This window comes from Brevundimonas sp. UBA7534 (assembly GCF_002479325.1).
In the GTDB taxonomy this organism is placed as follows: domain Bacteria; phylum Pseudomonadota; class Alphaproteobacteria; order Caulobacterales; family Caulobacteraceae; genus Brevundimonas.
Window position 1 is genome coordinate 277 of record NZ_DLMO01000179.1, and the last position, 9,321, is coordinate 9,597.

9 protein-coding genes and 1 pseudogene are annotated in these 9,321 nt (G+C 68.1%); 3 read left to right on the plus strand and 7 right to left on the minus strand.

Features of this window, described 5'->3' with window-relative positions:
• From B2U11_RS14905 to B2U11_RS14915, 3 genes are all read right to left on the minus strand, one after another.
• Positions 1-210, minus strand: a 210-nt coding sequence (locus B2U11_RS14905; protein WP_292072905.1) for a hypothetical protein, incomplete at its 3' end; no start/stop codon positions are given.
• Positions 211-330: 120 nt separating this feature from the next.
• The gene (locus B2U11_RS14910; protein WP_292072906.1) at positions 331-567 is read right to left on the minus strand and encodes a DUF2164 domain-containing protein; all 237 of its coding nucleotides are present in this window, start codon (positions 565-567) and stop codon (positions 331-333) included.
• 8 nt (positions 568-575) lie between these two features.
• Positions 576-2,489, minus strand: a complete 1,914-nt coding sequence (locus B2U11_RS14915; RefSeq protein WP_292072907.1) for an ABC-F family ATP-binding cassette domain-containing protein — start codon at positions 2,487-2,489, stop codon at positions 576-578.
• Between the two features lie 91 nt (positions 2,490-2,580).
• Between B2U11_RS14915 and ndk the strand changes: the two genes are divergently transcribed.
• Positions 2,581-3,000, plus strand: coding sequence for a nucleoside-diphosphate kinase (gene ndk / locus B2U11_RS14920; RefSeq protein ID WP_292072908.1), 420 nt, complete (start codon positions 2,581-2,583; stop codon positions 2,998-3,000).
• Positions 3,001-3,126: 126 nt separating this feature from the next.
• The gene (locus tag B2U11_RS14925; RefSeq protein ID WP_292072909.1) at positions 3,127-3,327 is read left to right on the plus strand and encodes a hypothetical protein; all 201 of its coding nucleotides are present in this window, start codon (positions 3,127-3,129) and stop codon (positions 3,325-3,327) included.
• Between the two features lie 64 nt (positions 3,328-3,391).
• Here the strand turns inward: B2U11_RS14925 and B2U11_RS14930 are convergent, their stop codons facing one another.
• The 3 genes from B2U11_RS14930 to purM all read right to left on the minus strand — a co-directional run bounded on the left by B2U11_RS14930 (position 3,392) and on the right by purM (position 7,192).
• Positions 3,392-5,458 (minus strand): M13 family metallopeptidase, encoded by a 2,067-nt coding sequence (locus B2U11_RS14930; protein ID WP_292072911.1) that lies wholly within the window; start codon positions 5,456-5,458, stop codon positions 3,392-3,394.
• 107 nt (positions 5,459-5,565) lie between these two features.
• Complete coding sequence (purN, locus tag B2U11_RS14935; RefSeq protein ID WP_292072912.1) at positions 5,566-6,150, minus strand: phosphoribosylglycinamide formyltransferase; 585 nt, start codon at positions 6,148-6,150, stop codon at positions 5,566-5,568.
• Between the two features lie 4 nt (positions 6,151-6,154).
• On the minus strand, positions 6,155-7,192 hold the full coding sequence (purM, locus tag B2U11_RS14940) for a phosphoribosylformylglycinamidine cyclo-ligase (protein WP_292072913.1): 1,038 nt from the start codon (positions 7,190-7,192) through the stop codon (positions 6,155-6,157).
• A gap of 81 nt (positions 7,193-7,273) precedes the next feature.
• Here purM and rnd point away from each other — a divergent pair, with 81 nt between their 5' ends.
• On the plus strand, positions 7,274-8,425 hold the full coding sequence (gene rnd / locus B2U11_RS14945) for a ribonuclease D (RefSeq protein WP_292072915.1): 1,152 nt from the start codon (positions 7,274-7,276) through the stop codon (positions 8,423-8,425).
• A gap of 17 nt (positions 8,426-8,442) precedes the next feature.
• Here rnd and B2U11_RS14950 read toward each other — a convergent pair.
• A pseudogene (locus B2U11_RS14950) lies at positions 8,443-9,321 on the minus strand (Ppx/GppA family phosphatase); the annotation flags it as partial.

Here is a 9,321-nt window from a genome sequence, read left to right on the forward strand (position 1 = left end):
CAGCTCGGCCAGGGCCAGGAAGCCGAACAGGGCGCCGCGCTTGCGCCACATCACGAGGGCGACGCTGGCGGCCAGCAGGTGCAACGCCACGCTGGCGGTCTCGACAGGTCCGCCTTCGGTCAGAAGCCGGCCGGCGAAATGCGGGTCCGCCAGCAGTCCGAACGCGGCCGCGCCGACCAGCACCGCCAGACAGAGGAGCGGCACGGACATGGGCCGGTCGAGGGGGGAGGGTGTCATGACAGCGGCTCGAAAGGAAATCCGTCCGTGATCGAGCGGATATTCAGAGAACTGTCACTAACGCCGTTGCATCCGCGACGCCAGAGGCCTGGCTCAGCGGTCGCCGCGTTCCAGGCCATAGAGGGCCTCGACGATGTCCTCGGCCTTCTTCTTCACCACCGCCTGGGCGTCGTAGAGGCCGCGATTGTAGAACACCCCGCCAATGTCGCGACCGATGAAGTCCAACAGCATTTCGGCCGGCAACTGGCCCAACTCCTGATCCAGTTCGTCGCGGAAATAGGCGCGCAGCTTCGCCGTCGCTTCAGCGCGTTCCTCCTTCGAAAAGGCCATCGGTTTCATCATGCGACCTCGGCCAGGGCTTCCTCGGCGGCGATCCACGCGACCTCGGCGGCGTCCAGGTCGGACTGGGCCTTTGCGCGGGCGCGGGTCAGACCTTCCAGCTTCTTCGGATCGGCGACGGCGGCGTTGGCCAGGTCATCGTCCAGACGGGCCAGCTCGGCCGTCAGGCGGGTCATTTCCTCCTCCGCCTTCTTCACCGCATGGCGAAGGGTCGAGGGCGAAGGGCCTGATTTCTTTGCGCCCCTATCGCTCGCGGCGCGGCCGCTCGCTGCTTGAGGGGCGTTGGCGGAGGGCTCTGACGCCGCCGCCGGTTCTTGCTTCACCTGCGACGGCTTCATCCCGGCCTGCTTGGCGCGGTCCAGGACGAACTTGGCGTAGTCGTCCATATCCCCTTCGAAAGGCTTCACCGTGCCGTCGGCGGCCAGCCACAGCCGGTCGGCGACCAGCTCCATCAGCGACCGGTCGTGGGTGATCAGGATGACCGCGCCGGTATATTGGTTCAGCGCATCCAGCAGGGCGCGGCGGCTGTCGATGTCCAGGTGGTTGGTCGGTTCGTCCAGTATCAGGATGTGCGGCGCGTCCATCGCCACCAGGTTCAGCAGCAGGCGCGCGCGCTCCCCGCCCGACAGGGCCGCGACCTTGGTGTCCTGCTTCTGGAACGGCAGGCCGAACTGGGCCAGCCGGCTGCGGCGGCTGCTTTCGGACGCCTCGGGCATGGCGCGCAGGATGATCTGCAGCGGCGTGTCCTCCGGGTCCATCGCCTCGATCTGGTGCTGGTGGAACCAGCCCACGCGCATCTTGCCATCGCGGTGAAACTCGCCCGTCTCAACCGTCAGGGCCTTGGCGATCAGCTTGGCGAAAGTCGACTTGCCCGCGCCGTTGACGCCCAACAGGCCGATGCGGTCGTCCAGGTCCATGCGCAGGTTCAGGTTCCGCAGGATCGGCTTGCCGGGCTCATAGCCGACGTTGGCCCGCTCCAGCCGGATCAGGGGCGGGGGCAGAGGACGGTCGGGCGACGGCAGGACGAAGGGGGCGACCCGCTCTTCCGGCGGCAGCTCGATCCGCTCCATCTTCTCCAGCTTCTTGACGCGCGACTGGGCCTGGGTGGCCTTGGACGCCTTGGCCTTGAAGCGGTCGATGAACTTCTGCAGGTGCGCCCGCTCGGCGTCCTGCTTGGTCTTGTTGGCCTCCATGAGCCGCAGCTTCTCGGCCCGGGTCTTCTCGAACGCATCGTAGTTGCCGGTGTAGAGGTCCAGCTTGCGGTTCGACAGGTGCAGGATGTGCGTGCAGACCGCGTTCAGCATGTCGCGGTCGTGGCTGATGATCAGGGCCGTGTGGGGATACTTCTTCAGCCGCGCCTCCAGCCACAGGGCCCCTTCCAGGTCCAGGTAGTTGGTCGGTTCGTCCAGCAGCAGCATGTCCGGTTCGGCGAACAGCGCCGCCGCCAGCGCCACCCGCATCCGCCAGCCGCCCGAGAAATGCGCCATCGGCCGGTGCAGGTCCTCCTGGCTGAAGCCCAGGCCGACCAGGATTTCGGAGGCGCGGGCGGGCGCGCTCTCGGCGTCGATCTCGATCAACCGCGCCCAGATCTCGCCCATCTCCTCGGGATCGGCGGTTTCCAGACGGGTCATCAGGTCGTGGCGCTCGACGTCGGCCTCCAGGATGGTCTCCAGGACGCTGACGGGCGTGGCGGGGTGCTCCTGGTCGACCGAGGCGATGCGCGGGGTCCTGGGCAGGCTGATCTCGTCGCCGTTGGCGGCCAGTTCGCCCAGGATGACCTTGAACAGGGTCGACTTGCCGATGCCGTTGCGCCCGACCAGCCCCACCTTGGCCCCCGGCGGCAGGCTGACGGAGGCGTCGTCCAGAAACTGGCGGCCCCAGGCGTTCAGGGTCAGGTTGTTGATCTGGAGCATATTGAGGAAGGGCCGTCGGCGGTATTGGAAAGCGGGGAGGCGGTCGCTATAAGCCCGCGACCCTCAATCTCCCAAACAAGAAGTCACCTCCATGACCGAACGCACCTTCTCGATCATCAAGCCGGACGCCACGCGCCGCAACCTGACCGGCAAGATCAACGCCGTGATCGAGGACGCCGGCCTGCGCATCGTCGCCCAACGCCGCGTCAAGCTGACCACCGACCAGGCCAAGAAGTTCTACGAAGTCCACGCCGAGCGCCCGTTCTACGGCGAACTGGTCGAGCAGATGACCGCCGAGCCCGTCGTGGTCCAGGTGCTGGAAGGCGAGAACGCCGTGGCCAAGTACCGCGAAGTCATGGGCACCACCAACCCGGAACAGGCCGCCGACGGCACCATCCGCAAGCAGTTCGCGCTGTCGATCGGCGAAAACTCGGTCCACGGCTCGGACTCGCTCGACAACGCCAAGATCGAGATCGCCCAGTTCTTCACCGAAGACCAGATCGTCGGCTAAGCGCTCAAGTCGCGAGGGACCGCGTCCCGAGCGTAGCGCTGCAATAAGAAAGGCCCGAGTCCGGAACCGGACTCGGGCCTTTTCGTTTGGTCTGCATCGTCTCTCCACCCCCCGAGGAGCCAAATCATGAAGACCATCCTGAAACTGACCCCCGTCATCGGCGCCGTGGCCCTGCTGGCCGCTTGCGGCCAGACCATGGAACAACGCGCCGCCACCGGCGCCCTGGGCGGCGCCGTCGCCGGCCAGGTTCTGGGCGGCAACACCGGTTCGACCGTGGCCGGCGCCGCCATCGGCGGCGTGGCGGGTGCGGTGACCACGCCCAAGTAATACGATCGGCCTCGCCGAAACTAAGAAGGCCCGGAGCGACGCTCCGGGCCTTTGTTGTGTCCGCCTACCAGATACGGGCGCGGTCTTCGGGCGCGACGTAGCCCTTGTCGCCGGGCTTGACGTCGAACGCCGAATACCAGGCGTCGACATTGCGCAGATTCAGCGCCGCCCGGGCTTCGCCTGGGCTGTGCGGGTCGGTGGCCAGTTGCTGCTGCAGGGCGGCGTCGCGGATCTTCTCGCGCCAGACCTGGGCCCAACCCAGGAAGAAGCGCTGGTCGCCGGTCAGGCCGTCCAGCACCGGCGCGGGCTTGCCGTCCAGCGACAGATGAAAGGCGTCCAGCGCGACCAGCAGGCCGCCCAGGTCGCCGATGTTCTCGCCCATCGTCAGCCGGCCGTTGATGTGAACGCCCGGCAGGGGTTCGGCGGCGTCGAACTGGGCGCCCAGGACGGCCGTGCGCTGTTCGAACTTGGTCGCGTCCTCGGCCGTCCACCAGTCCCGCAGCACGCCGTCGCCGTCCACCGTGCGGCCCTGGTCGTCGAAGCCGTGACTGATCTCATGGCCGATGACCGCGCCGATGCCGCCGTAATTGACGGCCGGGTCAGCATTCGGGTCGAAGAAGGGCGGTTGCAGGATGGCCGCCGGGAAGACGATCTCGTTGCGCGGAGGGTTGTAGTAGGCGTTGATCGTCTGGGGCGTCATGCCCCATTCCAGCGGGTCGACCGGCCCCTTCAGCTTTTCCAGATTGTAGGCCCATTCGAAGGCGGCGGCCCGCTCGACGTTGCCGTAGAGGTCGTCGGCGCGGATCTGCAGGCCGGAATAGTCGCGCCACTTCTCCGGATAGCCGATCTTCACGTTGAAATGGTCGATCTTGTAGAGGGCCTGCTGCTTGGTCTCCTCGCTCATCCAGTCCAGGTTCTGCAGGCGGATGCGCATGGCCGCAATCAGGTTCTGGACCAGGGTTTCCATCTGCGCCTTGGACGAGGGCGGGAAGTGCTGGGCCACGTATTCCTTCCCCAAGGCCTCGCCCAGCGTGCCGTCGACCAGGGTGACGCCGCGCTTCCAGCGGGGGCGGTTCTCGGGCGTGCCGTTCAGGACCTTGCCTCGGAAGTCGAAGCGGGCGTCGATGAAGGCCTGGCTGAGATAGGGCGCGGCCTGGTCGGCGACGTGGAAGGCCTGCCAGGCCTGGAGCGTCGCCACGGGCGTATCTGCGAAGATCTGGGCCAGCTTGGGGAAGGCGGTGTTTTCGCTGACGATCAGTTGCGGCTGGCCGGCGAAGCCCCCGGCCTGCGCCCAGGCCTGCCAGGGAAAGCCCGGCGCGTCGGTTTCAAGCTGCGCCAGGGTGGTGGGATTGTAGGTCTTGACCATGTCGCGGCGGTCGGCGATCGGCCAGTGCGCTTCGGCTACCTTGGTCTCGAACGCCAGGATGTCGGCGGCGGCCTGATCGGGGTTCGACCAGCCGGCCAGGGTCAGCATCTTGGCGACATAGGCCTGATAGGCGGCCTTGGCCTCGGCGAACTGGTCGCTGAGATAGTATTCGCGTTCCGGCAGGCCCAGGCCGTCGTGCGACAGATAGACGGCGTAGGCGTCCGGGTTCTTCAGGTCCTCGGCCACATAGGCGCTGAACAGGCTGGAGCCGAAACCGCCGAAGCTGTCGCCCATCAGCACGGCGATCTTCTCGCGCGTGTCGGCGGCGCGCGCGGCGGCCAGATCGGCGGCCAGGGGCTGGGCGCCCAGGCGGTTCACCCGCGCCTCGTCCATGAAGCTGTTGAACAGGCCGCCGATCTTGGATGCCTCGGGCGAACTGTCGGGATGTGCGCCAGCGTTCTCGATGATCGCCTTCAGATAGTCCTGGGTCTGGTCATAGAGAACGTCCCAGTTGCTCCAGGAAGTCCGGTCCGCTGGGATCTCGGCCTTGTCCAGCCAGGCGCCCGAGGCGTACCGATTGAAGTCATCGCCGGGCTTGACCGACAGGTCGCGGCTAGCGGGATCGAAGCCCCACGCGCCGATGGCGGCATGGTCGGCGTGCGCGGCGGGCACGGACGCGGGCGTCGCCTGGGCGAGGGCCGCGCCGGCCGGGGTGATCAAGGCCAGCGCGGCGACGGCGACGAGAAGGTGGCGTTTGTTGTTCATATCGAGCCCCTGTGTGGATGTGGGCGCACATTTGTCCTGCTGGCGGGTCGATGTCGCCTGCGCGTCGGCACATTACAGAAATATAATGCGACAGGAAGTCGCAGGTCTCAGCCTGGGTCCAGGGTTCGGCAGAAGGCGTCCAGGGCGCGCGGATAGAGCTGGTGCTCGGCGGTCAGGACGCGCTGGGCCAAGCTGGCGGGCGTGTCGTCGGCCAGAATCGGGACTCGCGCCTGATCCAGGATCGGCCCCTCGTCCACGCCTTCGGTGACCAGGTGCACGGTGCAGCCCGCTTCGGCGTCGCCGGCCGACAGGGCGCGCGCGTGGGTGTCCAGTCCGGGGTAGAGCGGCAGCAGGCTGGGGTGGATGTTCAGCATGCGCCCACGCCATCCGCCGACCAGCCAGGGCGTCAGCACGCGCATGTAGCCGGCCAGAGCCACGACCTCGATCCCCGCCTCCTGGAGGGCGGCGTCGATCGCCGCCTCGTGGGCCTCTCGGTCTTTGCCGAACGGGCGATGGGGCACGGCCACGGCGGCGACGCCCTTGGCCCGGGCGACGGCCAGGCCGCCGGCGTCCGCGATGTTGGCGACGACCAGGACGACCTCATAGGCGCTGTCCGGCGCCTGTCCGGCGTCGATCAGCGCGGCCATGTTGGAGCCGGACCCGGAGATCAGGACGGCGACGCGGGTCTTCACCGGATCAGGCCGCTTCCAGCTGTCCGCACACGAAGGCGACCTCGCCCGCGTTCAGCAGTTCCGCCAGCACGGGCTCGGCGTTCTCGGGCGAGACGATCAGGATGAAGCCCACGCCGCAGTTGAAGGTGCGGCGCATCTCGTGGTCGCTGATCCCGCCGGTTTCGGCCAGCCACTGGAACACCTGCGGCATCGGCCACGAATCCCAGTCGAAGGCGGCCTTCAGGCCCTCGGCGATGCAGCGCGGCGGGTTTTCGATCAGGCCGCCGCCCGTGATGTGGGCCGCGCCCTTGACCAGGCCCGCCTTCATCAGCGGCAGCACCGGCTTCACATAGATGCGGGTTGGCTCCATCAGGGCCTGGGCGAGGGAGCGGTCCTTGGCGAAGGGGGCGTCGTCGCCCCACCCCAGACCGGACTTGTCGACCACCTTGCGCACCAGCGAATAGCCGTTCGAGTGCGGGCCGGTCGAAGCCAGGCCGATGATGATGTCGCCGGCCGCCTGACGATCCAGATAGGGCAGGGCGTGGCCGCGTTCGACCGCACCCAGGCTGAAGCCGGCCAGGTCATAGTCGCCGTCGGTGTACATGCCGGGCATTTCGGCGGTCTCGCCGCCCACCAGGGCGCAGCCGGCCTGGCGGCAGCCCTCGGCGATTCCGGCGACCACGCGGCGGGCGGCGTCGATCTCCAGACGGCCCGTGGCGTAATAGTCGAGGAACAGCAGGGGCTCGGCGCCCTGGGCCAACAGGTCGTTGACGCACATGGCCACCAGGTCGACGCCGACGCCGTCATGGCGGCCCGTCTCGATGGCGATCTTCAGCTTGGTGCCTACGCCGTCGGTGGTGGTGACGATCAGCGGATCCTCGAACCCGGCGGCTTTCAGGTCGAACAGGGCGCCGAAGCCGCCCAGCGACGGCTCCGATCCCGGACGCGCCGTGGACTTGGCCAGGGGCTTGATGTGCTCGACCAGCATTTCGCCCGCGTCGATGTCCACGCCCGCATCGGCGTAGGTCAGGCCGTTCGGAAGGCGGTTGTCGGTGTCGCTCATGGGTCACGGACCTGAATCAGGGGCGGAAATGTGTCGCGGCGCTCTTGCCACAAGGGGATTGCGCGGCGCTATAGCATCGGAATGACGCCGATCACCACAAATGAGGCGCTGGCTGACTTCTGCGCCCGCCTTTCCTCCGCGCCTTTCATCACGGTCGACACCGAGTTCATGCGGGAGACGACCTATTGGCCCCGGCTGTGCCTGATCCAGGCCGCCTCGTCTGATCACGCCGGGATCATCGACCCGATGGCGGACGGGCTGGACCTGGAGCCCTTCCTGGCGCTGCTGCGCGACCCGAAGATCATCAAGGTCTTCCACGCCTGTCGCCAGGACGTGGAGATCTTCGTGCGCCTGGGCGCCATGCCCAAGCCGCTGTTCGACACCCAGGTCGCGGCCATGGCCGCCGGGTTCGGCGAACAGGTCGCCTATGATTCGCTGGTGCGCCAGATGCTGCGGATCGAGGTGGACAAGGGCAGCCGCTTCACCGACTGGGCCCGCCGCCCGCTGTCGGAGAACCAACTGGTCTATGCCCTGGGCGACGTCACTCACCTGGCGGCGCTTTACCCCAAGCTGCGCGATCGACTGCAGAAGGACGGTCGTCTGGACTGGGTGATGTCGGAGATGGAGGCGCTGACCGATCCGGCGCTTTACGACACCAATCCCGAAAACGCCTGGAAGCGACTGAAACCCAAGAAGTTCTCGGCAAAGTATCTGGCCGCCTTCAAGGCCGTTGCGGTCTGGCGCGAGCGCGCCGCGCAGGAGCGAGACCAGCCGCGCGGCCGCATCCTGAAGGACGAGGGCGTCGACGAGATCGCCCAGCAGGCGCCGACCGATCCCGACGCCTTCAACCGGCTGCGTTCGGTGCCCAAGGGATTCGGCGGTTCGCGCCTGGGGCTGGAACTGGCCGAGGAGCTGAAGCGCGTCCTGGCGGACCCGGAGGCGCACGCGCCAGAGATGTCGCGTCCCGCCCATCGCCAGCCCGCGCCGCCTTCGGTCGTCGAATTGCTGAAGGTGCTGCTGAAGGCCAAGAGTGACAATGCGGGCGTGGCCTCCAAGCTGATCGCCACCGTGGCCGACCTGGAGCAGATCGCCATCAACGACGACGCCGACATCGACGCCATGAAGGGCTGGCGCCGCCAGCTGTTCGGCGACGACGCGCTCAAGCTGAAGCGCGGCGAGATCGCCTTGGTCTTGAACGGCGCGCGCGTCGAAGTGGTCGAGATCGAGGGCTGACGGGCCAAGCGTCCCGTCTAGATCGCGAGCGACAGACCCATTGTCTCGGCCAGGGCCTTGGCGCGCTTGCGGGTCTGTTCGCCCAGCAGCACGTCGGCGTAGCCCGCCGTGGCGCTGAGACGCAGCTCGCCCTTGCTCACGACGGCGCGGGCGTTGGCCAGCAACTGCGGCGCCCGCCCGGACAGATCGCAGGCCAGGCGAATGGCCTGACCCAGCGCCCGCGCCCGTCGCCGCGCGTCCTCGTCCAGCAGGCGGTCGACGGCTTCCGGCTCGGGGGTTGCGGCGTCGCCGCCGTACCGGGCGTTGAGCGCCGCAGCCAGGAACGCGCGTTCGGCATGGGTCTGGCCCGCCACGGGCGCGCGCAGCACCTGGTCGAACACCAGCTCCACGCGGTGGTCCGGGTGCAGACGGGCGCCCAGGTCGGCCAAGTTGCATGCCGCCGCGGTCAGAACGCCGTCCCGCGTCGGGCCGAACGCCGAAGGCAGGGCCGCCACCACATCGGCGATCCATCCCTCCAGCGCGCCAGGCAGGGCCGGGGCCACGCCCTGGCGCAAGCCCAGGGCCGCCGTGCCGGCCAGCAGCGGGTCGGTGCCGCGGATCGTCTCGTCCAGGGTTTCAAAGACCAGGCCTTCACGGACGCCCCAGGCGGACATCTCGATCCGCTTCAGGCCCAGCCGTCCGATCAACCCCTCAAGCACCAGGCCGGCGTAGGGCAGGGTCTCGGCGCGCTTCTTGGACACGCCCGGCAGCTTCTCCAATCCGCCACGCGACTGGCGCGCCACCAGGCGGGCCGTCTCCAGCGCCTCCTCGGCGGTCAGGGCGTACTGGTGCACGACCCGAAGCGGATAGTCGCGCAGGCCCATGTGCACCTGCGCCAGCGTCCGCCACGCCCCGCC

Coding starts and splice junctions, on each gene's coding strand:
- ndk (WP_292072908.1), top strand. CDS start 2,581: ATGACCGAACGCACCTTCTCGATCATCAAGCCGGACGCCACGCGCCGC.
- B2U11_RS14930 (WP_292072911.1), bottom strand. CDS start 5,458: ATGAACAACAAACGCCACCTTCTCGTCGCCGTCGCCGCGCTGGCCTTG.
- rnd (WP_292072915.1), top strand. CDS start 7,274: ATGACGCCGATCACCACAAATGAGGCGCTGGCTGACTTCTGCGCCCGC.
- B2U11_RS14915 (WP_292072907.1), bottom strand. CDS start 2,489: ATGCTCCAGATCAACAACCTGACCCTGAACGCCTGGGGCCGCCAGTTT.
- B2U11_RS14910 (WP_292072906.1), bottom strand. CDS start 567: ATGGCCTTTTCGAAGGAGGAACGCGCTGAAGCGACGGCGAAGCTGCGC.
- purM (WP_292072913.1), bottom strand. CDS start 7,192: ATGAGCGACACCGACAACCGCCTTCCGAACGGCCTGACCTACGCCGAT.
- B2U11_RS14925 (WP_292072909.1), top strand. CDS start 3,127: ATGAAGACCATCCTGAAACTGACCCCCGTCATCGGCGCCGTGGCCCTG.